The organism is Micromonospora sp. S-DT3-3-22 (genome assembly GCF_015354745.1).
Taxonomy (GTDB): Bacteria; Actinomycetota; Actinomycetes; order Mycobacteriales; family Micromonosporaceae; genus Micromonospora; species Micromonospora wenchangensis.
The window spans coordinates 1-26696 of the sequence record NZ_JACGMO010000112.1 but is presented as its reverse complement, the minus strand read 5'-3'; the positions used below and the strand labels follow the sequence as shown (position 1 = coordinate 26696).

Here is a 26696-nt window from a genome sequence, read left to right as displayed (position 1 = left end):
CGATCTCCGGGCGGCACCCGGTGTCGGCGGTGAACCGGACCCGGCCACCGCTGGTCACCCGGCCCTGCACGGCGACGAACTCCCCGGCGTCGGCGCGCAGCCGGGGACCCGACGCGCCGGCCCGCACCCCGGCCCGCCAGTCGGCCGGCAGCCGGTCGGCGACCCGGTCCAGCAGGGCCCGCTCGCCACCCTCGGCGACCAGCACGTCCAGCCCCCGGCTCAGGGTCGCGCCGTCGGCCATCGGGGTGATCCGGCAGCCGCGCTCGACCTGCGGGCCGGTCAGCGCCCAGGCGCCGTCGCCGACCGCCGCGACCAGTTCACCGAGCGCCCGGTCGACCACCGGGCCGGCCTCGGCGAGGGTGCGCTGTTCCTTGACGGTCGGCGGGTCGTGCCGGGCCGACCACCAGGTGAGCCCGCCCACCACCACCGCCCAGGCCACCGTCACGGCCAGCAGCCAGGCCAGCCGGCGGCGCGGCGCGGACGGACCGGTCGGTGGGGCGTACCCCTGCTGGACGGCACCGTTCACCGGGCCATCGTGTCACGCCCCCGCCGCCGGCCCACCCGCCGGTGGTCCGGCGTCAGGCGCGCGGTACGGCGAGCCGGTAGCCGACGCCGCGTACGGTCTGCACCTGCGGGCCGCCGGGCACCTCGCGCAGCTTGCGGCGCAACCGCTTGACCGCCGAGTGCAGGATGGCCGCGTCGCCCAGCCAGGCGCCGCCCCAGACCGAGCCGAAGATCCGTTCGTAGCTCCAGACCGCCCCCGGGTCGCCGGCCAGCCGGGCCAGCAGTTCCCGTTCCAGCCGGGTCAGCGCCAGCGGCTCCCCCTGCCAGGTGACCAGGTGGCGGGCCGGGTCGACGACGAGGTAGCCGCAGCGCACCGGGAGCTGCTCCGGCGGGGACGCGGGAGCCGGCACCGGCGGGGTGGGGAAGAGCATGGCGCGCAGCTCGGCCAGGTCGGCGCAGATCACCACCGGGCCGAGGTCGTCGAGCCGGCGGACCACCCGCTCCCGGACCGAGACGTCAGCGCTGACACAGACCACGAAAGGGATGTCGACACCGGTCACCCGTCCTCCCCAGGACCACACCCGCCGCCCGCTGCCCGGCGGCCCCGTCTGCCCACGACGGGGGCCGGCGCGGCCTGCCGTCAGCCTAGCGGTCAGCGTGGCGCCCGGTTACTGACCGAATACTGACCGACCCGATCCATTGATCAGCTTGGTTCTCCGGCTGAGCATGATGCACAGCGGCCGTGGGGGGGCCACGCAGCACCCACCACCGGCCACCTCCTCAGCCGCTGCGCGTGGCCGCGACCCCGGCACACGCGGCCGGGCCCGAACCGATCGGGCCCGACGACGTGGGGAGGAACAGCGTGCTCAGACGACCGACCGGACGACCGTCCCGGTGGCGATTGGTGGCCGCGCTCGCGGCCGGACTCCTGGGCCTCACCGCCCAGCCCGCACTACCCGCCGGGGCCGCGCCGGCCGCGCCCCGGGCCACCGTGGACCGGCAGGTCCTCGACGGGCTCGCCGACGGCACCGAGACCTTCCTGGTCTACCTGCGCGAACAGGCCCCGCTCGCGCAGGCGGCCCGGCTGCGCAGCCCGGACGCCCGCGCCGACGAGGTACACCGGCTGCTCACCACCACCGCCGAACGGACCCAGCGTGACCTGCGGGCCGTGCTCGACGACCGCAAGGCCACCTACACCGCTTACTGGATCGCCAACGCGCTGCGGGTGACCGGGGACCGGGCGCTGCTGGACACCATCGCCGCCCGGCCCGAGGTCGAGCGGATCGCACCGACCCGCAGCTACCCGCTGATCCGTCCGGTGCGCGGCACCGCCGCCCGCGCCGGCACCGACGCCGTCGAGTGGGGGCTGACCAACATCGGCGCGCCCCGGGTCTGGGACGAGTTCGGCGACCGGGGTGAGGGGCTGGTCGTCGCCAACATCGACAGCGGCGTGCAGTTCGACCACCCCGCGCTCGTCGGCTCCTACCGGGGCAACCTCGGTGGCGGCACGTTCGACCACAACTACGACTGGTACGACCCGGCCGGCATCTGCCCGCAGGACGCGCCCTGCGACAACAACGACCACGGCACGCACACCATGGGCACCATGGTCGGCACCGACGGCTCCGCCAACCAGGTGGGGGTCGCCCCCGGCGCGAAGTGGATCGCCGCCAAGGGCTGCGAGTCCAACAACTGCTCGGACGCCTCGCTGCTGGCCGCCGGCCAGTGGGTGCTCGCCCCGACCGACCTCAACGGGCAGAACCCCCGCCCCGACCTGCGCCCCGACATCGTCAACAACTCCTGGGGCGGTGACGGCGGCGACCCGTGGTACCAGCAGACCGTGGCCGCCTGGCGGGCCGCCGGGATGTTCCCGGTCTTCTCCGCCGGCAACGACGGCCCGGCCTGCGGCAGCGCCGGCTCCCCCGGCGACAACCCCAACGCGTACGCGGTCGGCTCGTACGACGTGAACAACGCCATCTCCAGCTTCTCCGGGCGGGGGAACGCCACCGACCCGGCCGGGTTGAAGCCGAACATCGCCGCACCGGGGAGCAACGTGCGTTCCAGTGTCCCCGGCAACGGGTACGCGTCGTTCAGCGGCACCTCGATGGCCGCCCCGCACGTGGCCGGCACGGTCGCCCTGATCTGGTCGGCCGCGCCCAGCCTGCGCGGGGACATCGCCGGCACCGAGGCGCTGCTCGACCGCACCGCGACCGACGTCGACGCGACCACCTGCGGGGGCACCGCCGCCGACAACAACGTCTTCGGTGAGGGGCGGCTCAACGCGTACGAGGCGGTCCGGCAGGCCCCGCGCGGGCCGGTGGGCCAGGTCAGCGGCCGGGTCACCGACGCGGCCGGCGGCGACCCGGTGGCGGGTGCCACCGTCGCCACGGGCGCGCGCAGCGTCACCACCGGCACCGACGGCAGGTACTCGCTGACCGTCCCGGCCGGCGAGACCACGCTGACCGTGTCCGCGTACGGCTTCCGCACCGCGACGGGCACCGTGACCGTCCCGGAGGACGGCACGGTCACCCGGGACTTCGCCCTGACGGCCACCCCGACGGTCACCGTCTCCGGCCGGGTCACCGACGGCTCCGGGCACGGCTGGCCGCTGTACGCCAAGATCGAGGTCGCCGGCCGTCCCGGCGCGCCCGTCTTCACCGACCCGGTGACCGGCCGGTACTCGTTCACCGTGGCCGGCAACACCGACTACAAGCTCACCGTCACCGCGAAGTACCCGGGCTACCGGACGGTGACGAAGGACCTGACCGTCGGCGCGACGGGCACCACGGCCGACATCCCGGTCCCCGTCGAGGCGGCCTGTGTCGCCGCCGGCTACACCGGCAGCCTCAGCGCGCCGCTGCTGTCGCAGAGCTTCGACGGCACCACCGCGCCGGAGGGCTGGACGGTGCGCAACCGCACCGACAAGGGCGGCTGGGTCTTCAACGACCCGGGCGCGCGGGGCAACCTGACCGGCGGCACCGGCGGGTTCGCGATCATCGACAGCGACAAGCTCGGCACCGGCAACACCCAGGACACCGACCTGGTCGCCCCGCCGGTCGACCTGTCCGCCTCGGCCGCGCCGCTGCTGCGGTTCCGCAGTGACTGGCGGGCCGTCGGGATCAGCGACACCGCCGACGTGGACGTCTCCACCGACGCCGGGGCGAGCTGGACGAACGTCTGGCACCAGACCGCCAGCCGGCGCGGCCCCCGGGTCGAGGAGGTGCCGCTGACCCCGGCGGCCGGCGCGGCCGGCGCGCTGGTGCGCTTCCGGTTCAAGGGCACCTTCGCCTGGTGGTGGCAGGTGGACGACGTCCAGCTGGTGAACCGGGACTGCACCCCCGTCCCGGGTGGCCTGGTGGTCGGTAACACCACCGACCGCAACACCGGCGCCGCCGTCAACGGGGTGACGGTGACCAGCGTCGACCGGCCCACCGACACGGCCGTCTCGGCGGCCACCCCGGACGACCCGAACCTGCCGGACGGCTTCTACCACCTCTTCTCGGGGCTGACCGGCACCCACCCGTTCACCGCCTCCCGGCCGCCGTACACGGCGGTCACCCAGCAGGTGAGCGTGGTGGCCGACAGCACCCGTCGGGCCGACCTGGCCCTGGCCGCGGGGCGGCTCACCGTCAGCACCACCACGATCGAGGCCCATCAGCCGTACGGCAGCACCCGCAACGCCAAGGTGACGGTACGCAACACCGGCACCGCCCCGGCGACCGTGGAGCTGCTGGAACGCGGTGGCGGGTTCGAGGTGCTGTCCACCGCCGGCGCGCCGCTGCGGGAGCAGGTGGTCAAGGGGATCAGCACCGGGCGTACCGGTGCCCGTTACGGCGGCGGGTCCGTCGACGCCGCGCCGCAGGCCGACGACGCCTGGGCCCGGATCACCAACCTGCCCGCCGCGATCTACGACAACGCGGCGGCCAACCTGGACGGCAAGGTCTACTCGGTCGGCGGCGGTGGCGACACCGGCAACGAGCGCAAGGCCTGGGTGTTCGAGCCGGCCACCGGCGTCTGGACGGCGCTGCCCGACCTGCCGCACGCCCGCTCCAAGCCGTCCGCCGTGGGGATCGGCGGCAAGCTGTACGTGATCGGCGGTTGGGGCGACGGCGAGGGTCCGGAGCCGTCGGTGGACGTCTTCGACCCGGCCACCGGCGCGTGGAGCACCCTGGCCGGGGCGGTCAACCCGGCACCCGCCGCCGCGGCCGGCACCGCCGTGGCCGGTGGCAAGGTGTACCTGGTCGGCGGCTGCGTCGACAGCACCTGCACGGAGACCGACAAGCTGGTGGTGTTCGACCCGCGCTCCGGGACGTTCCGCACCGGCGCGGCCTACCCGCACCCGGTCTCCTGGGTGTCCTGCGGCGGGATCGGCAGCCAGGTGTACTGCGCGGGCGGGGTCGCCGCCGACGAGTACACCGACACCTGGCGGTACGAGCCGGCGTCGGACACCTGGAGCCCGCTGCCGAACCTCCCGGTCGACCTGTGGGGCTCCCAGTACGCGTCGGCCGGCGGCATGCTGGTGCTGGCCGGCGGGGTGACGGGCGGCTCGACGTCGGTCACCAACCGGACGCTCGGCTTCGACCCGGTCGCCGGGGCCTGGAAGAACCTGCCGAACGCCCAGTTCAACAGGTACCGGGGTGCCGCCGCCTGCGGGGCGTACAAGATCGGCGGGTCGCCCAGCTCGTTCGTCGGCTCGGCCGACAGCGAACGGCTCGGCGGGCTGGAGGGCTGCGCGGACGCCAGTGACCTGCCGTGGCTGTCCACCGCACCGACCAGCTTCACGCTCGCCCCGGGGGCGTCCCAGACGGTCACCGTCACGCTGACCGCCACGGCGGCGGCCGGGGTGCTCCAGCCCGGGGCGTACTCGGGTGAGCTGGGGATCACCTCGGACACGCCGTACCCGGTGTCGGCGGTCGGCGTCGAGATGAACGTCTCGCCGCCGAACAACTGGGGCAAGATCCAGGGCACGGTGACCGGGGTGACCTGCGGCGGCCAGACCGTCGGCGTCCCGGCGACGATCCGGCTGAACCTGGTCAACTCGACCACCGGCGTCACGCTCACCGCCGACGCCCAGGGTCGCTACGCCTGGTGGCTGCCGAAGGGCAAGTACGAGGCGATCGTGGCCAAGGACGGTTGGGTGCCCCAGGTCCAGCGCACCGTCGTGGAAGCGGGCATCGTCGGGACGCTCAACTTCGGGCTGACCCCGACGTCGACCTGCGCGGGCGTCCGGGCATCCGGCCTCTGACCGGCTGACCGGCCCCACCCGGTGGCCGTCGACCCCGCCCGGGGTCGGCGGCCACCGCCATCTCCCCGGCCGCCTCGCCCCGCGTCCGCCCCGCCCCGTGGGGCGGCGTCCGTCGTGATCCAGCGCTGTTGGGCCGTTGTAGCGGTATCAGTGCGTACTGATACCGCTACATCGCTGACTACGTGTTGACGGTGGTGCCCCGACGAGCTTCGGTCGCCGGGGACCGACCTCTCCGTCGGCTCGGGGAAGCCACACCATGTTCTGGACCGGGGAGAGCGTCCCCCATCGGGATCAGTAGGGCAGCAGAGCAGCAGGACAGCGGTGCACAGGCGGCGGCACGTGAGCAACGTCGGCGCAGCCCCGAAAACGCCCTCAGGTTCAGATCAGGGCTTGCGCAACCAGGTCGCCGGATCGGTGATGTAGATGCCCTTGCCCTGGTGACGGCTGATCACCCCGAGCGCCTCCAGCCGCACGTTGACCAGGTTGATCGTCGACGGACTGACGTTGAACCGGCTGCACTGCTCGCTGATCGAGGGCAGCTTGTCCCCCGGCTTGTACTTACCCGACCTGACGTCGGCGACGATCTCGTCGGAGATCCGGATGTAGTCCGGGGTCGCAGGCATGGCACTCCTCGCGTGGCACCCGCGATTCGATCACGCTCTCATCACGGCATGCAACTACGCACTGCAACCGGTCGTTGACTCTTTCAAGTTCCTCAAATAAGTTGGTCGGCGAGCGCTCCTCGCGTGGCAACGAGCAGGGCTCTCCCCCCGGCCGGGGTGGGTGCAGTGGAAGGGAAACCGCCTGCCCCGGCCACCTTCCACGGCAGCACGGTCCCCCGCTGCCCCCTGCGGAGAGGTGGTCCCATCGTGTGCAGGTTCCTCCGGCTGTTCCGCCGGAACCGTTCGACGACAACCGACCGACCCCCGACCAACGAGGTCCCGACCAGCCATGCCGCGAGCAGCCGGACCGGCAGCCGTCCCGTCAGGCGGTCCGGACCGCCGGGGCGGCCGAATACCGGGCACCACCACAGGCCGGCGGCATACCACCACCAACCGGCGAACCACCACCGATCGGTGGCGTACCGGCCGCTGTGCACGAGTCAGGTGCGGCAGCAGCGGTTCCGGCGGTCCCGGCACGGGCTGGACCCGGCCGAGGTGGACGGGTTCCTGCACCGGATCGCCGACGAGCTGGCGGTGCTGCACGCCGAGCTGGCCCGTACCCGGGAGGAGAACGCACGGATCAAGGGTGCGCTGCGCGACTGGCAGTCCCGGTTCGCGCCCCGGGTGGTGCGGGCGTGACCGCCGCGACCGGGCGGGAGCGGTTCGTCGTACACCTGACTGTCGCCGCCGACGACCTGCCGGCGGCGCGGCTGCTGGCCCGCGCGATCGGCCGGTCGCTGGCGTTCCTGCCGGAGCTGGTGCTCGGTGAGACGACCGTCTCCGAGGAGGGCGGGTCGGAACCGCAGCATCACGTCTTCTGCGACCGGCGGCTCGGTGGGCGTCGGCGCTGCGTCCGGCGGGTCGGTCACCAGGGCGGCTGCACCTCGTGACGCCGCCGGAGGGGGGCGACGGCGCGGGGCCGGTCACCCCGGGTGGGGTGACCGGCCCCGGGCCGATCGAGAGCGTGGGTCAGGCCACCGTGACGGAGACCTCGTTGACGCCCCGGTTGGCGGTCACGGCGGTGTCGCCGTTGCCGTGCCGGGACAGCGCCCGCAGGGTCCAGTTGCCCGGCGCGGCGAAGAACCGGAACTGACCGGCCGGGGAGGTGACGACCTCGGCGGTGAACTCACCCGTCGAGTCGAGCAGCCGGACGTACGCGCCGGGCACGACATCGCCCGACTCGGCCAGCACCTGGCCGGTGATGACGGTTTCCTTCTCCAGGTCCAGGCTGGCCGGCAGGGGCGCGGACTGGTCCGGTGCGGCGCAGCCGGCGGCGGTGGGAGCAGTCATGGCTCAGGCCTCCCCGGGCTCGTCGCCGAGGGCCACCGGCACGCCGACCAGCGAGCCGTACTCGGTCCAGGAACCGTCGTAGTTCTTGACGTTGGTGTGGCCGAGCAGCTCCTGGAGGACGAACCAGGTGTGCGAGGAGCGCTCGCCGATCCGGCAGTAGGCGATGGTCTCCTTGCCGTCGTCCAGCCCGGCGTCGGCGTAGATCTTGCGCAGCTCGTCGTCGGACTTGAAGGTGCCGTCCTCGTTGGCCGCCTTGGACCACGGCACGCTGATCGCGGTGGGGATGTGCCCGGCCCGCTGCGCCTGCTCCTGCGGCAGGTGGGCGGGGGCCAGCAGCCGGCCGGCGAACTCGTCGGGGCTGCGCACGTCGACCAGGTTCTTGGTGCCGATCGCGTCGACGACCTCGTCGCGGAAGGCCCGGATCGAGGTGTCCGGCTCGCTCGCGACGTACTGGGTGGCCGGACGGGTGACCGCGTCGGTGACCAGCGGGCGGGCGTCCAGCTCCCACTTCTTGCGACCGCCGTCGAGCAGCTTGACGTCGCGGTGGCCGTAGAGCTTGAAGTACCAGTACGCGTACGCGGCGAACCAGTTGTTGTTGCCGCCGTAGAGGACCACGACGTCGTCGTTGCCGATGCCCCGCTCGGAGAGCAGCGCCTCGAACTGGGCCTTGTTGACGAAGTCCCGGCGGATCGGGTCCTGGAGGTCGGTCTTCCAGTCGAGCTTGATGGCACCGGCGATGTGGCCGGTGTCGTAGGCCGAGGTGTCCTCGTCGACCTCGACGAAGACGACGCCCGGGGCGTCGAGGTTCTTCTCGGCCCATTCGGCCGAAACGAGTGCGGTGTCGCGACTCATCAGATCACTCCCTGGTGAGGATGGGTGGTGAGCCAGCGCGGGTGGTGGAGATCGGTGATGTCGCACCCTGCGCGGGACCCATAGAGGAACGGATCACGGGTTCGTGCGACGGCGCCGCTGCCGGGCGTTTCGGAGGGTTGGCACCCGAAGGTCAGGGACCCTGGGTGCGGTGGCCGCTGGGCGGCCGGAGACAGCCCCGCCGTCAGATGACGGAGCGACACAGGCAGGTGGCCACGCGGCACAGGTCGACCGCGCGCCGTTTGGTGAGGTGCGTCCCCATGGGCTCGGAGCCTACCAGCCGTCCCGGAGAGTGCCAGCTCACGACCAGCATGCGGGACGCGGGCCCACCAGGCGGGCAGCGCCGGGTGGGTGCCGCGTCCAGAACTGAGCGCTGACTCAGCTCGGCGAGTTGATCGGGACGTCCTTCGCGTCGGCGGTCACCGTGAGCCCCTCCGGGCGCGGCTCGACCTTGCGCACGTTGAGCTGGAACGGCAGCGACGGCAGGGGCACGTCCACCGAGATGCCCCGGGCGTAGTTGTTCAGCAGGGTCCGGGCCAGCGGCACCGCCGGCAGCCCCTGGGCGTTCAGGTCGCTGAACTTCAGCGACACCTTGCCGTCGTCGGCCACGGTGACGTCGGCGGTGCCGGTGACGGTGAGCTTCTGGCCGAGGATGTCGACAGGCGCGGTGACGGCGAGCTTGCCGTTCTGCTCACCGAGCTTGAGCCCCGGCCGGTCCAGCAGCTTGGCCAGGCTGTCGTAGGTGACCGTGCCGGTGCCGGCCACCGTCTCGGCCACCACCTCGCCCTGCCCGGAGCGGATGGTGTCCAGCGGGGCGCGCACGTTACGGGCGTCCACGTCGAGCCGGGGCAGGCTGACCGCGTTGCCCTCCACCGACCCCTGCACGTCGGTCAGCACGATGGAGATCCGCTCGTACCGGCCGTCGACGACCTGGGTGAGGAACGGGAACCCGCCCACGTCGACCCGGGGCGGCGCGGAGCTGGCGTCCTGCTCGGTGATCGCCTGCTGCACCTGGTCGGCGATGGCGCGTTCGGCCAGCCCGGCCGCCACCCGGTCGGCCACCACCAGCAACCCGCCCAGGATCAGCACCAGGACGACAAGTACGACGAGCCACCTGCGCCCGCGCCGCCGGGGCCGCTCCTCGTACGTCTGCGCCACGCCCGTCTCCGTCCGTCGTCGCCGTCGCGGTCGCGCGACGTGCCCGTCATCGATGCCGCCGCCCGCGGCGCACCGCTACTACCCGGGCGCCGCCGCGCCCAACCGCGCCGCGCGCCCCACCGCCGTCAGCCGGCGTCAGAGAAAGAGCACACACATGGCGTACGCCGCCGGAGCGGCCAGCGCGAACCCGCCCAGCGGACCCTGCATGTGCCGGGCGATCCACATGGTGGGCGGCTCGCCGGCCATCAACCGGCCCGCCTCGGCGTAGCCGACGGCGAGGTCGGCCAGCACGGCGGTGGCCGCGGTGACCAGCCCGATGACCGCGGCGCTGGTCGGGGTGAAGCCGACCAGGTAGCTGCCGAGCAGGGCGCTGGTGAGGGTGCCGACCATCGCGCCGACGACCACCCCGGCGGCCCCCCGGGGCACCTGCGGCGCGAGCCGGGGCCAGGCGAGCACGGCGTCGGTGAGCCGGGCCACGGTGAGGGCGACGCCGGTGGCGGCCAGGCAGACGGTGATCGCCTGGGTGCCGGCGGGAATCCGGCTGAGCGTGATCAGGGTGGCGAACGCCACCACGCCGACCACGATGAGCAGGGTGGTGCCGAGCGAGTCGGTCACCCGGACCCGGTCCACCCGGCGGACGAGCTGGCCCAGCACCCCGACCAGGAACCCGCCCAGCGCCACGTACCCGAGCGGGGCCAGCCCGGCCACGTCGGTCTGCACGGCGGCGACGTCGGCCGCGGCGGCGACCACGCCGCTGGTCAGCGCGACCAGCAGCAGCGCGGGCGGGCGCATGGCCATCGTCCAGGCCAGCACGAAGAGCAGTTGCACGCCGAACACGATGATCGCGAACGGCAGCCGGTGCCCGGGGCCGGCGGTCTGCGCGCCGAGCACCAGGCCGACGCCGAGCAGCGCGGCGAACCCGGCGACGGTCAGCGAGAGCGGGCGGCGTACCTCGACCGGCTCGATCGGCTCCTCGTCCGGCTCGACCTCGTCGTCCTCGGTGCGGCGCGGCTGGCCGCCCTTGCGGAACCGGCGTGGGCCGCGCTCGCGTCGGCTCCCGGCGTCGTCGTCGGGGGCGGGGCGGGGGCCGGGCGCGGGCCCTCCGGCCGGGCCGGCGGGCCCGTCGGGGGCGTCGTCGGCCCACGGGTCACGGCCGGTCTCGGGCGAGGTGGAGGGAAACACGCCCCGATCGTGCCAGACCGACGGGGTTCGGCGGGGATCACGGGGCGCCGGACGGGGATCACGGTTTCGGCGACGTTAAAACCTGACCGGTGATCACGGGCAGATCCGACAAACAGGAAAGGACGCCGGGGTGACAGCGGAGCAATCGGTTACGCTCAGGCTGTTACCCGCCCGTCAGCGACGCCGGGACCCACGCAAGTTCTCAGCGCCCTGCCCACCCGCGGGGCAGCTGGTCGCGTGCGGCCGAAGGGCCGCCGGGACGGAGGTGATCGTGTGGAGCTCCTGCTGCTGGTGACCGCGCGCGCAGGTGAGCCCTCGGCGGTGCTGCCGGCACTCGACCTGTTGCCGCATTCGGTCCGTACCGCACCGCGTGACGTCCGCACCCTGGTTTCCGGGCCCAGCCCGGACGCGGTGCTGGTCGACGCCCGGTCGGAGTTGAGCGAGGCCCGTGCCACCTGTCGTATGCTGCACGCCACCGGCCTGGGCGTGCCGCTGGTCGCGGTGGTGACCGAGGCCGGCCTGATCGCCCTGAACGCCGACTGGGGCGTCGACGACGTGATCCTGGCCGGGGCGGGTCCGGCCGAGGTGGAGGCCCGGCTGCGGCTCGCGGTGGGCCGACTGAGCAACGCCACGTCCGGGGCCGGTGGGTCGATCCGGGCCGGCGAGCTGAACATCGACCCGGACACCTACGCGGCGAAGCTGAAGGGCCGGCCGCTCGACCTCACCTACAAGGAGTTCGAGCTGCTCAAGTTCCTCGCCCAGCACCCGGGCCGGGTGTTCACCCGGGACCAGTTGCTGCGCGAGGTCTGGGGCTACGACTACTTCGGCGGCACCCGTACGGTGGACGTGCACGTCCGGCGGCTGCGGGCCAAGCTCGGCTCGGAGTACGAGTCGATGATCGGCACGGTCCGCCAGGTGGGCTACAAGTTCGTGGTCCCGCCGTCGTCCCGGTCGCTGCCCGAGTCCGAGCCCGCACCGCTGCCGGTCTGATCGGGGGCGGTGGCACCGCACCCCGATAGGACTATTTCCGATACGCCCCTTTTGCTCCTGTTGTCGGTTCTATTCTTGGTGCCGTAATCAGCAGGGGCGAGAGGGGCTACGGTGCGTGCACTGACCACGGGGGCGACGCGAGGGCCGTCCCGCGATCCGGACCGGCGGTGGCGCTGATGCGTACCCGGTCGACCGGCGGGACCATCGGCGTCGTCACGCTGGTGCTGGCCGCCCTGCTCGGGTCCGCGTACGCGCTCGGCCGCAGCATGACCCCCGACCCGCCCCGCCAGCCCCTCGGCGCGGCGGCGCAGGTCGACGGCGCCCAGTACGGCGAGCAACCCGCCGACCCGGCCGCCCCGCCCGCCACCACGGACGGCACCCGCCCCGACGCGTCCACCCCGGCCGACACTCCCACCGCCGGGGCCGACCCGGACGCGCCGCAGCCCGCCAGCGGCGGTGACGGCCCGTTCGGCAGTCACGCCAGCACCGGCACCGGCGAGGTCGCGCTGACCTTCGACGACGGCCCCGACCCGACGTACACGCCGCAGGTGCTGGAGGTGCTGCGAACGTACGGCGTCAAGGCGACGTTCTGCGTGGTCGGCGAGAACGCCCAGGACCACCCGGACCTGATCCGGGCGATCGTGGCCGACGGGCACACCCTGTGCAACCACTCGTGGCACCACGACGTGCTGCTCGGCAAACGCTCCCCCGCCCTGATCCGGGCCGACCTGGTCCGGACCAACGACGCCATCCACGCCGCCGTGCCGGACGCCCCGGTCAGCTACTTCCGGCAGCCCGGCGGGGCCTGGACGTACCCCGTGGTGTCGGTCGCCGAGGGGCTGGGGATGACCCCGCTGCACTGGACCGTCGATCCCAACGACTGGCAGGTCCCCGGGGCCGCGAAGATCACCGCGACGGTCTCCGGGGACACCGGGCCGGGCGCGATCGTGCTCATGCACGACGCCGGTGGCGACCGGCAGGGCACGGTGGACGCGCTGCGTCGGCTGCTGCCCGACCTGACCGGCCGGTTCCGGCTGGAGGCGCTACCGCCCGGCGGGGCCAACTGAACCGGCGACGCCGACTACCGTGTCGGGATGAGCAGCGTCGAACCGACCGTCGACCGGGTGGCCCGCACCGACCGCCTCACCCCGGACGAGGTGACCGAGGTGCTGGCCCTGGCCCGGCTCGGCGGCGACGCCGACGGGGCCGACCCGTTCGACGAGCACACCCTGCTGCGGCTGCGTGACCCGCACGCGGCGGCCGGGCACCTGACCGCCCGCGCCCCCGACGGCACCCTGACCGGGTACGCCCACCTGGACACCACCGAGCCGGCGTCCGGGGTCGGGGTGGAGTTGGTGGTGCACCCGGCCTTCCGGCGGCGGGGCACCGGGCGGGCGCTGGTCCGGGGCGTCCTCGCGGCGGCGTCCGGCCCGCTGCGGGCCTGGGCGCACGGCGACCACCCGTCCGCCGCCGCGCTCGCCGTGGATCTCGGCTTCACCCGGGCCCGGGTGCTCTGGCAGTTGCGCCGGCCGCTGACCGGTGCGGTGCCACCGCCCCGTCTGCCGGACGGGGTGACGCTGCGTTCCTTCCGCCCCGGCGCGGACGACGACGCCTGGCTCGCGCTCAACGCCCGCGCCTTCGCCACGCACCCCGAGCAGGGCCGGTGGACCACCGACGACCTGCGGGCCCGGCTGGCCGAGCCGTGGTTCGACCCGGACGGTTTCCTGCTCGCCGTCGACGCCACCGGGCGGCTGCTCGGCTTCCACTGGACCAAGGTGCACGAGCGGCCCGGCTCGGCCCGTACCGGTGAGGTCTACGTGGTGGGGGTGGACCCGGACGCCCACGGCGGCGGCCTGGGCCGGGCGCTCACCACGGCCGGTCTGGCCTACCTGCGGGACCGGCGCGGGCTGGACCGGGTGATGCTCTACGTCGACGAGTCGAACACCGCCGCCGTCTCGCTCTACGAACGGCTCGGGTTCGCCCGCTGGTGCGGGCACGTCAACTACCACCTGGGCTGACGCTGCCCCGTTCACGCCACCCCCGGCCGGTGACCGGCCGGGGCCATGATCGGCGTGTCTCCGCGCGGTAACGGCAGGGCCACGCGCGGATAACGGCTGCCCGGATATATCGCATCAATGCGGATACCGGGACGGCAGTTCACCTAACGGACAACCCTCCCTCAGGCAGCGGTCACCTTCCCGGCCGGGGCTGTTCATGCCCCGTTCACTTCCGACCGGCGAACCGTCTACCTGGCACTTCTAGCTTTCGTGTCAGCCGGTCAGCGCCGGCACTCGGGCCCCATCCGGGCGACCTGACCAAAGACGTGAAGGGAAACCCCTCAGGTGAAGCTCCAGCGGCACGGCGCCATTGCCTGCCTCGCTCTTACCGCGGTCCTCGGCCTCAGCGCCTGCGGCTCGGACAACAACGAGCCGGCCAGCGCCTCCGCCTCCGGCTCGGCCAACGCGGCCGACTGCGGCAAGGGCACCCTGAACGCGCAGGGCTCCTCCGCGCAGAAGAACGCCATGGCTGAGTGGATCAAGGCGTACCAGCAGAAGTGCAGCGGCACCACGATCAACTACGAGTCGACCGGCTCGGGCGCGGGCATCCAGGCGTTCATCGCCGGCACCGCCGACTTCGCCGGTTCCGACTCCGCCCTCAAGCCGGAGGAGCAGCCGCAGGCCGACGCCAAGTGCAGCGGCGGCGCGGCGCTCAACCTGCCGATGGTGATCGGCCCGGTCGCGGTCGTCTACAACGTCGGCGGCGTGGACAACCTCCAGCTCAAGCCGACCACCCTGGCGCAGATCTTCGCCGGCAAGGTCACCAAGTGGGACGACCCGGCGATCAAGGCCGACAACCCGAACGCCACCCTCCCGGCCGCCCCGATCCAGACGGTGCACCGCTCCGACGAGTCGGGCACCACCGACAACTTCACCAAGTACCTGTCGAAGACCGCGCCGACGGACTGGACCTTCGGCAACAACAAGGCGTGGAAGGCCCCCGGCGGCCTCGGCGCCCCCAAGTCCGACGGTGTCGCCTCCAAGGTCAAGAGCACCGAGGGCACGATCAGCTACGTCGAGTGGTCGTACGCCGAGAACTCCGGCCTGAAGAAGGCCAAGGTGCAGAACGGGGCCGGCGAGTACACCGAACTGACCGCCGAGTCGGCCGGCAAGACCATCGCCGGGGCCAAGATCGAGGGCCAGGGCGACGACCTCAAGATGTCGATCGACTACGCCACCAAGGAGGCCGGGGCCTACCCGATCGTCCTGGTGACCTACGAGATCGTGTGCAGCAAGGGCATCGCCGCCGACAAGCTGCCGCTGGTCAAGGGTCTGCTGGGGCACGCCGCCAGCACCGAGGGCCAGGCCGAGCTGGTCGAGCTGGGCTACGCCCCGCTGCCCGACTCGGTCCGGACCAAGGTCGAGGCCGCGGTCAAGAACCTGGCCTGAGCATCCCGAGCGACATCACCTCAAGTCGAAGCGAGCGAGCAGATGGGTGAAACCCCTCACCGCTCGGCACACGCCGGCACCGGCGGACACCCCGTGACCCTGGGTCACGAGCGGTCCGCCGGTGCCTCGGCGCGCGTGGCCGAGGCACCAGTCAGCCCCCGTACCCCCGATGACGACCGTGGCCTCGGCGGAGGCGGCGGGCTGCCCCGGGCCCGCGCGTTCGGCGCGGAACGGGCGTTCCGTGGCGTGACCCTGGCCGCCGGCGTCGCCGTGCTGGTCATCATCGCGGCCATCGCGGTCTTCCTGATCGCCAAGGCCGTGCCGGCGCTGCGGGCCAACAGTGCGAACTTCTGGACCTTCGAGGGGTGGTTCCCCAACGACGATCCACCCACGTTCGGCATCGGCGCGCTCGCCTTCGGCACCCTGCTCACCGCCCTGCTGGCGCTGCTGGTCGCGGTGCCGGTGGCGCTGGGCATCGCCCTCTACCTGTCGCACTACGCGCCCCGGCGGCTCGGCACCGCGCTGGGCTTCGTGATCGACCTGCTGGCCGCCGTACCGAGCGTGGTGTTCGGCCTGTGGGGGCGGGACTACCTGGTCGGGCCGGTCGCCGACCTGTCGGCCTGGCTGAACAGGTACTTCGGCTGGATTCCGATCTTCGGCGACGGCCCGTACGGCAACTCGATCCTGCTCGGCTCCCTGGTCCTGGCGATCATGGTGTTGCCGATCATCACCTCGCTCTCCCGCGAGGTGTTCCTCCAGACCCCGACCGCCAACGAGGAGGCCGCCCTCGCGCTGGGTGCCACCCGCTGGGAGATGCTGCGCACGGCGGTGCTGCCGTACGGCCGGCCGGGCATCATCGCCGCCGTCATGCTCGGCCTCGGCCGGGCGCTCGGCGAGACCATCGCGCTCGCGCTCACCCTCGGCTCGACGTACGCCATCTCGTTCAACATCCTCGCCAACGGCGGCAACAGCATCGCCGCGAACATCGCCAACCGGTTCGCGGAGGCCAACGAGACCGGCCGCGGCGCGCTCATCGCCTCCGGCCTGGTGCTCTTCGCGATCACGCTGGTCGTCAACATCACCGCGCGCGCGATCATCTACCGCCGCCGCGAGTTCACGGAGTCGGCCGCATGACCACCACCCTCACCCCCCGCCGTTCCCGCCCGCCGGCCCAGCCGGACAGCCTGCGGGCCCGCCGCCTGCCCGGGTACGCCGCCCCTGCCCTGGCGGCGCTGGCCCTGCTGGTCGCCGCCGGCATCGTCTACGGCGTCGACCTCGGCGGCCCGGTCCTGGTCGTGGTGCTCGGCGCGGTGCTCTACCTGGCCGGTCTCTTCGTCGCGGCGAACGCGGTGGAGGGGCGGCGCTCGGCCCGCAACCGGTTCTGGAGCGCGCTGATCCACTCCGCCCTGGTGCTGGCCGTGCTGCCGCTGGCCTCGGTGGTGTGGACGCTGGTCAGCAAGGGCACCGCCCGGCTCGACGGTGACTTCTTCGGCAGCTCGATGAACAACATCGGGGCCCGGGACGCCAACGGCGGCGCGTACCACGCCATCGTCGGCACGCTGGAGCAGGTCGGCATCGCCACCGCGATCACCGTCCCGCTCGGCGTGCTCTGCGCGATCTACATCGTCGAGTACGGCCGGGGCCGGTTCGCCTTCACCATCCGGTTCTTCGTCGACGTGATGACGGGCATCCCGTCCATCGTCACCGGCCTGTTCGTGCTGGCCTTCTGGGTGCTGATCGTGTCGCCGTGGTTCAACGACGGCCAGCCCGGCTTCTCCGGCTTCGCCGCCGCGCTCGCGTTGAGCGTGCTGATGCTGCCCACGGTGGTGCGTTCCACGGAGGAGATGCTGCGGCTGGTCCCCGCGCCGCTGCGGGAGGGCGCGTACGCCCTCGGCGTGCCGAAGTGGAAGACCATCCTGCGGGTGGTGCTGCCGACCGCGCTGCCCGGCATCGTCACCGGCATCATGCTCTCCATCGCGCGGGCCGCCGGTGAGACCGCCCCGGTGCTGCTCGTCGCCGGTGGTGGCGCGGCGATCAACTTCAACCCGTTCGAGAACAACCAGTCGTCGCTGGCCCTCTTCGTCTACCAGCAGGCCGGCGAGGCGTCGAAGTACTCCCCGGCACGGGCCTGGACCGCGGCGTTGACCCTGGTCGTCCTCGTGCTCGTCCTGACCGTCGCCGCGAAGCTGCTGGCCCGCCGCAACCGGCTCGGCCGATGAACCCCGGAGGTACCACCATGGCCAAGCGCATCGACGCCACCGACGTGACCGCCTACTACGGCGGTTTCAAGGCGATCGAGAACATCAACCTGACGGTCGAGCCGAAGACGGTCACCGCCCTGATCGGGCCGTCCGGCTGCGGCAAGTCGACCTTCCTGCGGTCGATCAACCGGATGCACGAGGTGCTGCCGGGCGCCCGGGTCGAGGGCAGCCTGACCATCGACGGCCAGGACGTCTACCACCGCGACGTCGACGTGACCGCCGTCCGCCGCATGATCGGCATGGTGTTCCAGCGCCCGAACCCGTTCCCCACCATGAGCATCTTCGAGAACGTGGTGGCCGGGCTGCGGCTCAACGGGGTCCGCCGGAAGTCCATCCTGGACGAGGCCGCCGAGAAGGCGCTGCGCGCGGCGAACCTGTGGGACGAGGTCAAGGACCGCCTCGGCAAGCCCGGCGCGGGCCTGTCCGGCGGTCAGCAGCAGCGGCTCTGCATCGCCCGGACCATCGCGGTCGAGCCGCAGGTGGTGCTGATGGACGAGCCCTGCTCGGCGCTGGACCCGATCTCGACGCTGGCCATCGAGGACCTGATGTTCCAGCTCAAGGACAAGTTCACCATCATCATCGTCACCCACAACATGCAGCAGGCGGCCCGGGTCTCCGACCGCACCGCCTTCTTCTCGATCGAGAAGACCGGCGACCCCGGCCGGCTGATCGAGTACGACAACACCCAGAAGATCTTCAGCAACCCCGGCCAGAAGAAGACCGAGGACTACATCACCGGCCGCTTCGGCTGACCCCCCGCCCGACTCCCGTCCGCCCGCGTCGCCGCGCCGGGTCGTGCGGGGCGGGTCGTCCTGCGGGGGCGACCGCCGGAGCGGGGGCGGGGTCTCGGAACTCTCCTTCGGGCCCTTTCGACCTGATGACGTCGACGATTCACCCGCCCTGCGACGTCACCGGTCCCGGCCGCCCCGGCACGTGACGAGTTCTTCGCCCGGTGCGCCGGTGAGCTGCCCCCCACCGGCGGCGACCCGCCGGCCGGACCGCAGGGAGACGTCCCGCTGGTGAGTCGCCCGCCCGGTGGGCCGTGAGCCGCTGGCGTCATCAGTTCGAAAGGGTCCGAGGTGGACCTACACGGGCGGGGGCGCAGCGGAACCGGGTGCGACGGGCGGCGGCAGCCGTTGGACCCGCCTGGCCGACGCGGACCCGGCGGCAGTCAGGCGAGGGTGAAGTGCGGGGTGCCGTCCTCGGGGACGTGGAGGCGGGGGGTCACCGGGGTGGCCGCGTCCCGGGCCACCGAGGCACGCGCCACCGCAGCCACGCCACCGCCACCGACAGCGGCGGCGGCCACCTCGGCGAGGGTGACCAGGGTGGGCGGGAGCATGGTCAGCTCACCGGCCCGCGCGCGGGCCAGGGCGTCCGCCGGGCGGACCCACATGGTGTGGTCGGCCTCGCCGGAGACGTCCCGGGTCCGCTGCCCCTCGGGCAGCAGAGCGACGAAGAAGTACGTGTCGAAGCGGCGCGGCTCGAACTCCGGGGTGATCCACCGGCTCCACGGCAGCAGCAGGTCGGACCGCAGGGTGAGCTGCCGCCCGGCGAGCAGCCCGGCGAAGCCCCGACGACGTGCCTCCAGATCCTGTCGCGCGGCCTCCCAGTCGTCACCGCTGACGTCACCCACCACGGTGTCCGGGTCGGGGCCGGCCAGCAGCACCCCGGCCTCCTCGAAGACCTCCCGCGCGGCGGCGCACACCACCGCCTGGGCGGCGTCGGGCGTGACGCCCAGCCGCCCCGCCCAGGCTGCCGGGTCGGGCCCGGCCCAGTCCAGGTGCGCCTCGGAGTCCGACGGGTCGACGCCGCCGCCGGGGAAGGCGTACACCCCGCCGAAGGTCATCGCGGCGACCCGGCGGATGACGTACACCTCGAAGTCGGTGCCGGCCGGGCGGAGCAGCAGCACGGTGGCCGCGACCCGGGGCGTCGCCGGGGTGCCGCCCTCGGCGTGGAACCGACGGGCGTGCTCGACCAGGGCCGGTGGGGCGGGGAAACCGGTGCCGTCGATCGTCATGCGCCGAGCCTAGCCCCGCCGCCCGGACCACCCCCCGGGCCGACGACCCCGGTCGGTGGGCACCGACGGGCGGGACGACCACCACGGGCCACCGGTGGGCGACGGGCGGCGGGTTAGCGTGGGCGCATGACACGTTGGGGGATTCTGTCCACCGGCCACATCGCCGGCCGGTTCGCCGAGGACCTCCGGCTGGTGCCGGGGGCCGAACTGGTCGCGGTCGGCTCGCGGGCCATCGGGAGCGCCGAGGAGTTCGCCGGCCGGTACGGGGCCGACCGGGCGTACGGTTCGTGGGCGGAGTTGGCGGCCGACGACGGGCTGGACGCGATCTACGTGGCCACGCCGCACGCCGCCCACCACGAGGCGGCCCGGATCTGCCTGGAGGCCGGCCGGGCGGTGCTGCTGGAGAAGCCGTTCACCCTCGACCTGGCCACCAGCACCGAGTTGGTCGAGCTGGCGCGGGCCCGGGGGGTCTTCCTGATGGAGGCCATGTGGATGCGCTGCAACCCGCTGATCCTGCGCCTGGTCGAGCTGGTCCGGGCCGGGGCGATCGGCGAGGTTACCAGTGTGCGGGCCGACTTCGGGGTGGCCGGGCCGTTCCCGCCGGAGCACCGGATGCGCAACCCGGCGCTGGGCGGCGGCGCCCTGCTGGACCTGGGCGTCTACCCGGTGAGCCTGGCCCACCTGCTACTCGGCCTGCCGCAGCACGTGCAGGCCTGGGCGAAGCTCAGCCCGGAGGGGGTGGACGAGAACACCGGCATCGTCTTCGGGTACGACTCGGGGGCGGTCGCCACGCTGGGCTGCGGCATGGTGGGGGCGACCCCGTTGACCGCCGCGATCACCGGCACCACCGGCCGGATCGAGCTGCCCGAGCCGTTCTTCCGGCCCGGCTCGGCGGTGCTGCACCGGGCCGGTGCCGAGCCGGAGACACTCACCGACGACCCGGCCGGCGGCGGCTACCAGTACGAGGCCGCCGAGGTGCAGCGGTGCCTGGCGGCCGGGCTGACCGAGAGCACGCTGGTGCCGCACGCGGTCACGCTGGAGGTGATGGGCCTGCTGGACGACATCCGGGCCCGGATCGGCGTCGACTACGCCTGAGCACGACGTCGGGAGGGGCACCCCGGTCGCGGGGTGCCCCTCCCGAGGTGGCTCAGAACAGCGGACGGACCAGCAGGTAGGTGAGGCAGGCGATCAGCGCGGCGGCCGGGAACGTGATGATCCAGGCGAGCACGATGTTGCCGGCCACGTTCCAGCGGACGGCGGAGAGCCGCTTGGTGGCGCCCACCCCCATGATCGCCGAGGTGATCGTGTGGGTGGTGGAGATCGGGGCCTTGAGCACCAGGGCGTTGAAGTAGAGCACCGCGCTGGCCACCGTCTCGGCGGCGAAACCCTCCGGCGGGCCCAGATCGATGATCTTGCGGCCGAGGGTCCGGATGATCCGCCAACCACCGGCGTACGTGCCGAGCGCCAGCATGGTCGCCGAGGTCCAGAAGACCCAGCCCGGGATGTGCGTCTTGTCGTCCTGGAAACCGCCGGTGTAGAGGGCCAGCACCACGATGCCCATGGTCTTGGCCGCGTCCTGCATGCCGTGGCCGACCGACATCGCCGCCGCCGAGGCGGTCTGCGCCCAGCGGAAGCCCCGGTTGAGCTTGCCCGGCTGCCCCTTGCGGAACGCCCACAGGATGGCCAGCATCAGCAGGTAACCGAGGGTGAGCCCGATGATCGGGGAGAGCACCATCGGCAGGATGACCTTCTCGCCGATGGTGATCCACTGCACGACGCCGCCGGTGGAGAGCAGGGTCGCCCCGACCAGCCCGCCGAACAGCGCGTGCGAGGACGACGACGGCAGGCCGAAGTACCAGGTGATCAGGTTCCAGGCGATCGCGCCGAGCACCCCGGCGAAGACCACCCCGAGACTGCCCACCCCGGTGGGGAGGGTGACCAGGCCGTCGCCGACGGTCTTGGCGACCCCCGCGCCGAAGTGCGCGCCGACGAAGTTGCCGACCGCCGCCAGCAGCAGGGCGATCCGGGGGGTCAGCGCCCGGGTGGAGACGCTGGTGGCGATCGCGTTGGCAGCGTCGTGGAAGCCGTTGGTGTAGTCGAACGCCAGGGCCACCGCGATCACCGCCAGCACGGCGATGAGTTCGGGACTCACAGGATCAGGACTCCTTGACCGCGATGGTCTCGACTGTGTTCGCCACGTGCTCGAAGGCGTCGCAGGCGGCCTCCAGCTCGTCGGCGACCTCCTTCATCTTCAGGACGGTCAGCGCGTCGTACTCGCCGGAGAAGAGCCGGACCAGCAGCATCCGGTACGCCTGGTCGCCGTCGTTCTCCAGCCGGTTGCACTCGATCCAGTAGTCCTCGAGATCCTTCATCGACTTCAGCCGGGGCATCGCCTCGGCGGTCAGCTTGGCCTGGAGGTCGAGCACGTTGACCAGCTCGTGCAGCTCGCGCGGCAGCGACGGGAGCTTGGTGAGCCCGTAGAGGTAGAGCAGGTTGCCGACCGCCTCCAGGTGGTCCATCACGTCGTCGAGCAGCGAGCCCAGCCGGTAGATGTCCTCCCGGTCGAACGGGGTGATGAAGGTGGAGTTGATCTTCTTGTAGAGATCGTGGGTGATCTGGTCGCTGTCGTGCTCGACCTCGGTCAACCGCTCGCTGACCGACTGCACGTCGACGCCGGGCAGGGCCAGCTCGTTGAGCAGCTCGGTGCCCTTCACCAGGTTCTGCGCGGCCCTGGTGAAGAGCTCGTAGAAAGCGCCCTCGGTGGGACGGAAGGAAAACTTCACAGCACGGACCTCGTCGTGTCGGTGGAAGGGTGGCCGCCGCCCCAGGGGGCGTCCGCTGATGCATGCTAGGTACCCCACCGGAGCGGGTCTCCGCCGGCCTACCCCTGGTCAGACCCGATTCACCGCTCGTTCATCTGCTGTTCACCTCGGCCGTCACCACCGCCACTCGCCAACCGCTGGCGCTCCCGTTCCACGTCGAAACCGGCAGCCGGATACCCCAGATCAAGACCCTCGAACGTCTCCCGCAGCAGGTGCGCCACCGCCCAGTCCCGGTACCACTTACGGTCCGCCGGGACCACGAACCAGGGCGCGGCGTCCGTGTCGCACCGCCCCAGCGCCTCCGCGTACGCGGCCCGGTAGTCGTCCCAGCGGGCCCGGGAGTCGAGGTCGCTCGGCTGGTACTTCCAGTACTTCGTCGGATCGGTCAGCCGCTGCGCCAACCGCTGCGCCTGCTCGTCGGCGGAGATGTGCAGCATCACCTTGACCAGGGTCACCCCGCCGTCGGTCAGCTCCCGCTCGAAGGCGTTGATCTGGTCGTAGCGGGCCCGCCAGGTCTGCTCCGGCACCAGGGCGTCGACCCGGGCCACCAGCACGTCCTCGTAGTGCGAGCGGTTGAACACCCCGACGTACCCGGGCGGGGGCAGCGCCCGGCGGACCCGCCACAGGAAGTCGTGCCGCAACTCCTGCCGGGTCGGCGGGCCGAACGAGCGGATGTGCAGGCCGAGCGGGTTCATCGCACCGGCCACCCGCTTCACCGTGCCGTCCTTGCCACCGCAGTCCATCGCCTGGAGCACGAGCAGCAGCCGACCCGGCCGGCCCCGGCCCAGCCGCGCCCCGTCCCTGGCCGGAGCCGACACCGACGGGCCCGGCTCGCCGGCCGCCCGGGCGGTGGCGAAGAGCATCTCCTGCTGCCGGGCCAGCCCCGCGCCGACCAGCTCCACCTGCCGGCGGGCCCACGGCTTACGGTCCCTGCCCCGGCCCGCCACCGCGGGCAGACCCGGGGTGGCCCGGGGATCGACCGCCCCCAGGTCGACCGGGCCACCACCGCCGGGCACCCGCAACAACTGCCGCATCGTCGCCCCCTCGGGTACGACGACCTCCGTCTCCTCGTCTGCGCGCATCCCCCGATCCTCGCCCACCGCCGCACCCGCCGCCTCCCGGGCGTCGGCGGCACCGACGGCGGGTGCGGTGTCACGTTCTCCCACGCCGGCCCGTCCGGTGGGTGGGAGAGAATCCGCTCGGACCCGGGAGGTAGTGGTGACGGTGGACCTGGTGACGGAGTTCGAGGCCGAACGCGGGCGGCTCGTCGCGGTGGCGTACCGGATGCTCGGCAGCCGCAGCGAGGCGGAGGACGCCGTCCAGGAGACCTGGCTGCGGTACGCCGGGGCGCTCGCCGACCCGGCCCGCCGGGCCGAGATCCGGCACCTGGGCGGCTGGCTCACCACCACCTGTGCCCGGATCTGCCTCGACGTGCTGCGCTCCGCCCGGGTCCGCCGCGAGACGTACCCGGGACAGTGGTTGCCGGAGCCGGTCGTCACCCCGACGGCCGGCGGACCGGCCGGGCCGGACGGTTTCGCCCCCGACCCGGCCGACCGGGCGGTCCGGCGCGACCAGCTCGGCACCGCCCTGCTGGTCGTCCTGGAACGGCTCAGCCCCGAACAGCGGGTCGCCTTCGTCCTGCACGACGTCTTCGCGGTGCCGTTCGCCCGGATCGCCGAGGTGCTGGCGAGCACCCCCGAGGCGGCCCGCCAGCACGCCTCCCGGGCCCGCCGCGCGGTCACCGCCACCGACGTGCCCCGGCACACCGCCGACCCCGCCGAGCAGCGTCGGGTGCTCGCCGCGTTCGCCGCCGCGACCGAATCCGGCGACCTCGACACGCTGGTCCGGGTCCTCGCCCCGGACGTGGTGCTGATCGGCGACAGCGGGGGACACTTCCCGACGGCCCGCCGCCCGGTCGTCGGCGTCGAACCGGTGGCCCGCTTCCTGCTCGGCCTCTTCGCCCGGGCCGGCCGGTACGGCCAGCGCCTACGGGCCACGCCGGTGCTGGTGGACGGGGTACTCGGCCTGCACCTGGAGACGGTCCAGCCCGACGGCCGGCTGCTGCGGATGGTCACCGCGTTCACCGTGCACGACGGCCGGATCACCGGCCTGTTCCACCAACTCAACCCGGACAAGCTGCACCGGCTGCCGCCGCTTCGCCCGGACGCCACCTGGCCGCCCCGCTGGTGACCCCCGCCGCGCCGGCCGGGCCACGCCCCGTCAGACCACCAGGGCCAACCACTTCCGGTACGCCGAGGCGAACGGCTCGGTGCCGTCGCCGAGGGCGGTGAGCAGCTTCGCCGCCGCCGCCTGCGCCTGCGCCACCACCTCGTCCGGGTAGCCGAACCGGGCCCGGTGCTCGGCGAACTCGTCCTCGTCGCGCAGCTCCACCAGGCCGGTGGTCCGGCGGCGCACCACGTCCAGGTCGAGGTCGACCAGGTGGACGGTGTCGTCGCCCTCCCAGCGGGCCGGGGTGGCGATGTCGCAGTAGACCTCGCTGGTCCGGGGCGGCGGGTTGAACATGCCCGTCCACCAGGCGTGGTGCGGCACCAGCAGGACGAAGGGGATCTGCTCCACCGAGGGCCGGCCGTGGTAGACCGACACGGTGCCCTCGGTCACCCCCAGCCACACCCCGAGGTCGTCCTCGGCCAGCCGGCGGGCCGGGTAGTCGCGGTGGGCGCTGCCGTCGTACTTGCGGTAGATCACGCGGACCACGTCGCTCGGCATGAATCGCACCCTAGCCGATTCCGACCCCTCCCCGCCGCAGCGAGTTGACCCGTCCGAGGTCACGACAATCCGGACGGTGACCGCGCCACGCGGGGAGGCGGGGGCGCGTCCACTGTCGGCGGCGGCGGGTACCGTCGCACGGTGACTCCGCCCCGTACCGCCGCCGGCCCCAGCACCCCCTCGGCCCGCTCCGGTCGACGGCGTGGTGGCCGGCCGAGCGGCACCGAGCTGCTGGCGGCGGCGGTCGGCGCGGTCCCCGGCGGCGCGACCCGGCCGGGCCAGCAGCAGATGACCGAGGCGATCGAACGCAGCGTCGCCGCCCGCGAGCACCTGCTGGTGCAGGCGGGCACCGGCACCGGCAAGTCGCTCGCCTACCTCGCCCCCGCGCTGACCGTGGACGGGCCGGTGGTGGTCTCCACCGCCACCCTGGCGTTGCAGTCCCAACTGGTCGAGCACGACCTGCCCCGGCTCGCCGACGCGGTCGAGCCGCTGCTCGGCCGTCGCCCGACCTTCGCCGTGCTCAAGGGCCGGCACCACTACCTCTGCCTGGCCCGGCTGGACAACTCCACCGAGGACGAGCCGGAGGACACCCTCTTCGACGCCCCCGCCGACCGGCCCGGCGGCGGGACGAAGTGGCTCGGCGAGGCCGGCCGGATGGGCAAGCAGATCCAACGGCTGCGCGACTGGGCCGAGAAGACCGACACCGGCGACCGGGACGAGCTGGACCCGGGCGTCGACGACCAGGCGTGGCGGCTGGTCTCGATGCCGGCCCGCGAGTGCGTGGGGGCGTCGCGCTGCCCGTTCGGCCAGGAGTGTTTCGCCGAGGCGTCCCGGGCCCGCGCCCGCGAGGCCGACGTGGTGGTCACCAACCACAGCCTGCTCGCGGTGGACATGCTGGCCGGCCGGCACATCGTGCCGCCGCACAAGCTGCTGATCGTCGACGAGGCGCACGAGCTGGCCGACCGGGTCTCCTCGGCCGCCCAGGCCGAGCTGGTGCCGGAGCAGATCGACAGGTCCGCCCGACGGGCCCGCCCGCTGCTGCGGCCCGACGTCGCCGACCGGCTCACCGAGGCCGGCGACGCGCTCGCCGTCGGGCTGGCCGAGGCCCCGGCCGGTCGGCTCACCGGCGGCCTGCCCGGCCCGCTGCGGGAGGCGTGCACGCTGCTGGACGCGGCCACCCGGGCCGCCCTCGACGCGATCGGCGACATCAAGGCCGACGATCCGGACCCGGTCCGCAAGCAGCAGGCCAAGGCGGTGCTCGACGAACTGTCGACCACCGCGCAGCGGCTGCTGGAGGAGGCCGACCACGACGTCGCCTGGGTGGAGAAGCCGGACAACGGCAGCCGCCGGGCGCTGGTGGTGGCGCCGCTGTCCGTCGCCGGCACCCTCGCCACCCACCTGTACGACGAGCGCACGGTGGTCGCCACCTCGGCGACCCTGGCGCTGGGCGGCCGGTTCGACACGGTGGCGCGGGCGCTCGGCCTGGAGGCGCCGCCGCCCGCCCCGCCGTCCCCGGCCGCCG

General features: G+C 73.2%; 25 protein-coding genes and 1 pseudogene. 13 read left to right on the top strand and 13 right to left on the bottom strand.

Annotated features, from left to right (window positions below; genetic code table 11):
• Positions 1 to 526: pseudogene (locus H1A17_RS26365) on the bottom strand (hypothetical protein); the annotation flags it as partial.
• 52 nt (positions 527 to 578) lie between these two features.
• Positions 579 to 1064 (bottom strand): winged helix-turn-helix domain-containing protein, encoded by a 486-nt coding sequence (locus tag H1A17_RS26360; RefSeq protein ID WP_240762425.1) that lies wholly within the window; start codon positions 1062 to 1064, stop codon positions 579 to 581.
• A gap of 302 nt (positions 1065 to 1366) precedes the next feature.
• Here H1A17_RS26360 and H1A17_RS26355 point away from each other — a divergent pair, with 302 nt between their 5' ends.
• Positions 1367 to 5749, top strand: coding sequence for a S8 family serine peptidase (locus tag H1A17_RS26355; protein ID WP_375372835.1), 4383 nt, complete (start codon positions 1367 to 1369; stop codon positions 5747 to 5749).
• A gap of 383 nt (positions 5750 to 6132) precedes the next feature.
• On the opposite strand, the gene H1A17_RS26350 is transcribed toward H1A17_RS26355, so the two are convergent.
• Positions 6133 to 6372: a winged helix-turn-helix domain-containing protein gene (locus tag H1A17_RS26350; RefSeq protein ID WP_088643161.1), complete on the bottom strand. Its 240-nt coding sequence runs from the start codon at positions 6370 to 6372 to the stop codon at positions 6133 to 6135.
• A gap of 453 nt (positions 6373 to 6825) precedes the next feature.
• Here H1A17_RS26350 and H1A17_RS34765 point away from each other — a divergent pair, with 453 nt between their 5' ends.
• Together H1A17_RS34765 and H1A17_RS26340 are read left to right on the top strand one after the other, a co-directional pair.
• Positions 6826 to 7050, top strand: coding sequence for a DivIVA domain-containing protein (locus tag H1A17_RS34765; RefSeq protein WP_375372834.1), 225 nt, complete (start codon positions 6826 to 6828; stop codon positions 7048 to 7050).
• Positions 7047 to 7301 carry a hypothetical protein gene (locus H1A17_RS26340; RefSeq protein WP_194823142.1) on the top strand — a complete coding sequence of 85 codons (255 nt, stop codon included), beginning with the start codon at positions 7047 to 7049 and terminating at the stop codon, positions 7299 to 7301. The genes H1A17_RS34765 and H1A17_RS26340 overlap by 4 nt, the downstream gene beginning before the upstream one ends.
• A gap of 79 nt (positions 7302 to 7380) precedes the next feature.
• Here H1A17_RS26340 and H1A17_RS26335 read toward each other — a convergent pair whose 3' ends face one another.
• The 5 genes from H1A17_RS26335 to H1A17_RS26320 all read right to left on the bottom strand — a co-directional run bounded on the left by H1A17_RS26335 (position 7381) and on the right by H1A17_RS26320 (position 10911).
• Positions 7381 to 7701, bottom strand: coding sequence for a DUF1416 domain-containing protein (locus H1A17_RS26335; protein WP_145921871.1), 321 nt, complete (start codon positions 7699 to 7701; stop codon positions 7381 to 7383).
• 3 nt (positions 7702 to 7704) lie between these two features.
• A complete protein-coding gene (locus H1A17_RS26330) occupies positions 7705 to 8553 on the bottom strand; it encodes a sulfurtransferase (protein WP_145921872.1) in 849 nt (282 codons plus the stop codon).
• Positions 8554 to 8755: 202 nt separating this feature from the next.
• A complete protein-coding gene (locus H1A17_RS35880; RefSeq protein ID WP_323135737.1) occupies positions 8756 to 8833 on the bottom strand; it encodes an Ms5788A family Cys-rich leader peptide in 78 nt (25 codons plus the stop codon).
• A 116-nt stretch (positions 8834 to 8949) separates the two neighbouring features.
• Positions 8950 to 9729: a DUF2993 domain-containing protein gene (locus H1A17_RS26325; protein WP_194823141.1), complete on the bottom strand. Its 780-nt coding sequence runs from the start codon at positions 9727 to 9729 to the stop codon at positions 8950 to 8952.
• A gap of 135 nt (positions 9730 to 9864) precedes the next feature.
• Positions 9865 to 10911 (bottom strand): hypothetical protein, encoded by a 1047-nt coding sequence (locus H1A17_RS26320; protein ID WP_194823140.1) that lies wholly within the window; start codon positions 10909 to 10911, stop codon positions 9865 to 9867.
• A gap of 273 nt (positions 10912 to 11184) precedes the next feature.
• Here H1A17_RS26320 and H1A17_RS26315 point away from each other — a divergent pair, with 273 nt between their 5' ends.
• The 7 genes from H1A17_RS26315 (at position 11185) to pstB (ending at position 18360) form a co-directional block, all read left to right on the top strand.
• The gene (locus H1A17_RS26315; RefSeq protein ID WP_088643167.1) at positions 11185 to 11901 is read left to right on the top strand and encodes a response regulator transcription factor; all 717 of its coding nucleotides are present in this window, start codon (positions 11185 to 11187) and stop codon (positions 11899 to 11901) included.
• A gap of 176 nt (positions 11902 to 12077) precedes the next feature.
• On the top strand, positions 12078 to 12968 hold the full coding sequence (locus tag H1A17_RS26310; protein ID WP_145921874.1) for a polysaccharide deacetylase family protein: 891 nt from the start codon (positions 12078 to 12080) through the stop codon (positions 12966 to 12968).
• Positions 12969 to 12995: 27 nt separating this feature from the next.
• Complete coding sequence (gene mshD, locus H1A17_RS26305) at positions 12996 to 13919, top strand: mycothiol synthase (RefSeq protein WP_145921875.1); 924 nt, start codon at positions 12996 to 12998, stop codon at positions 13917 to 13919.
• Between the two features lie 324 nt (positions 13920 to 14243).
• Positions 14244 to 15347 carry a phosphate ABC transporter substrate-binding protein PstS gene (pstS, locus tag H1A17_RS26300; protein WP_194823139.1) on the top strand — a complete coding sequence of 368 codons (1104 nt, stop codon included), beginning with the start codon at positions 14244 to 14246 and terminating at the stop codon, positions 15345 to 15347.
• Between the two features lie 42 nt (positions 15348 to 15389).
• The gene (pstC, locus tag H1A17_RS26295; protein WP_145921877.1) at positions 15390 to 16481 is read left to right on the top strand and encodes a phosphate ABC transporter permease subunit PstC; all 1092 of its coding nucleotides are present in this window, start codon (positions 15390 to 15392) and stop codon (positions 16479 to 16481) included.
• Positions 16478 to 17566, top strand: coding sequence for a phosphate ABC transporter permease PstA (gene pstA, locus H1A17_RS26290; RefSeq protein ID WP_145921878.1), 1089 nt, complete (start codon positions 16478 to 16480; stop codon positions 17564 to 17566). Before pstC ends, pstA begins: the two co-directional genes overlap by 4 nt.
• Positions 17567 to 17583: 17 nt before the next feature.
• Positions 17584 to 18360, top strand: a complete 777-nt coding sequence (gene pstB, locus H1A17_RS26285; protein ID WP_145921987.1) for a phosphate ABC transporter ATP-binding protein PstB — start codon at positions 17584 to 17586, stop codon at positions 18358 to 18360.
• Between the two features lie 419 nt (positions 18361 to 18779).
• On the opposite strand, the gene H1A17_RS26280 is transcribed toward pstB, so the two are convergent.
• Entirely contained in the window at positions 18780 to 19625 is an 846-nt protein-coding gene (locus H1A17_RS26280) for an NUDIX domain-containing protein (RefSeq protein ID WP_194823138.1), read from the bottom strand.
• A 126-nt stretch (positions 19626 to 19751) separates the two neighbouring features.
• Between H1A17_RS26280 and H1A17_RS26275 the strand changes: the two genes are divergently transcribed.
• On the top strand, positions 19752 to 20720 hold the full coding sequence (locus tag H1A17_RS26275; RefSeq protein ID WP_145921989.1) for a Gfo/Idh/MocA family protein: 969 nt from the start codon (positions 19752 to 19754) through the stop codon (positions 20718 to 20720).
• A 52-nt stretch (positions 20721 to 20772) separates the two neighbouring features.
• Here H1A17_RS26275 and H1A17_RS26270 read toward each other — a convergent pair whose 3' ends face one another.
• From H1A17_RS26270 to H1A17_RS26260, 3 genes are all read right to left on the bottom strand, one after another.
• A complete protein-coding gene (locus H1A17_RS26270) occupies positions 20773 to 21777 on the bottom strand; it encodes an inorganic phosphate transporter (RefSeq protein ID WP_145921990.1) in 1005 nt (334 codons plus the stop codon).
• 4 nt (positions 21778 to 21781) lie between these two features.
• Positions 21782 to 22408, bottom strand: coding sequence for a DUF47 domain-containing protein (locus H1A17_RS26265; protein ID WP_067311399.1), 627 nt, complete (start codon positions 22406 to 22408; stop codon positions 21782 to 21784).
• Positions 22409 to 22527: 119 nt separating this feature from the next.
• Positions 22528 to 23481: a PPK2 family polyphosphate kinase gene (locus tag H1A17_RS26260; RefSeq protein WP_145923071.1), complete on the bottom strand. Its 954-nt coding sequence runs from the start codon at positions 23479 to 23481 to the stop codon at positions 22528 to 22530.
• A gap of 199 nt (positions 23482 to 23680) precedes the next feature.
• On the opposite strand from H1A17_RS26260, the gene sigJ reads away from it, so the two are divergent.
• On the top strand, positions 23681 to 24637 hold the full coding sequence (sigJ, locus tag H1A17_RS26255; protein ID WP_194823137.1) for an RNA polymerase sigma factor SigJ: 957 nt from the start codon (positions 23681 to 23683) through the stop codon (positions 24635 to 24637).
• 30 nt (positions 24638 to 24667) lie between these two features.
• Here sigJ and H1A17_RS26250 read toward each other — a convergent pair whose 3' ends face one another.
• Positions 24668 to 25174: a DUF402 domain-containing protein gene (locus tag H1A17_RS26250; protein WP_145921992.1), complete on the bottom strand. Its 507-nt coding sequence runs from the start codon at positions 25172 to 25174 to the stop codon at positions 24668 to 24670.
• A gap of 141 nt (positions 25175 to 25315) precedes the next feature.
• Between H1A17_RS26250 and H1A17_RS26245 the strand changes: the two genes are divergently transcribed.
• Positions 25316 to 26696 (top strand): ATP-dependent DNA helicase (locus H1A17_RS26245; protein ID WP_194823136.1); only part of this gene is annotated, 1381 nt, incomplete at its 3' end.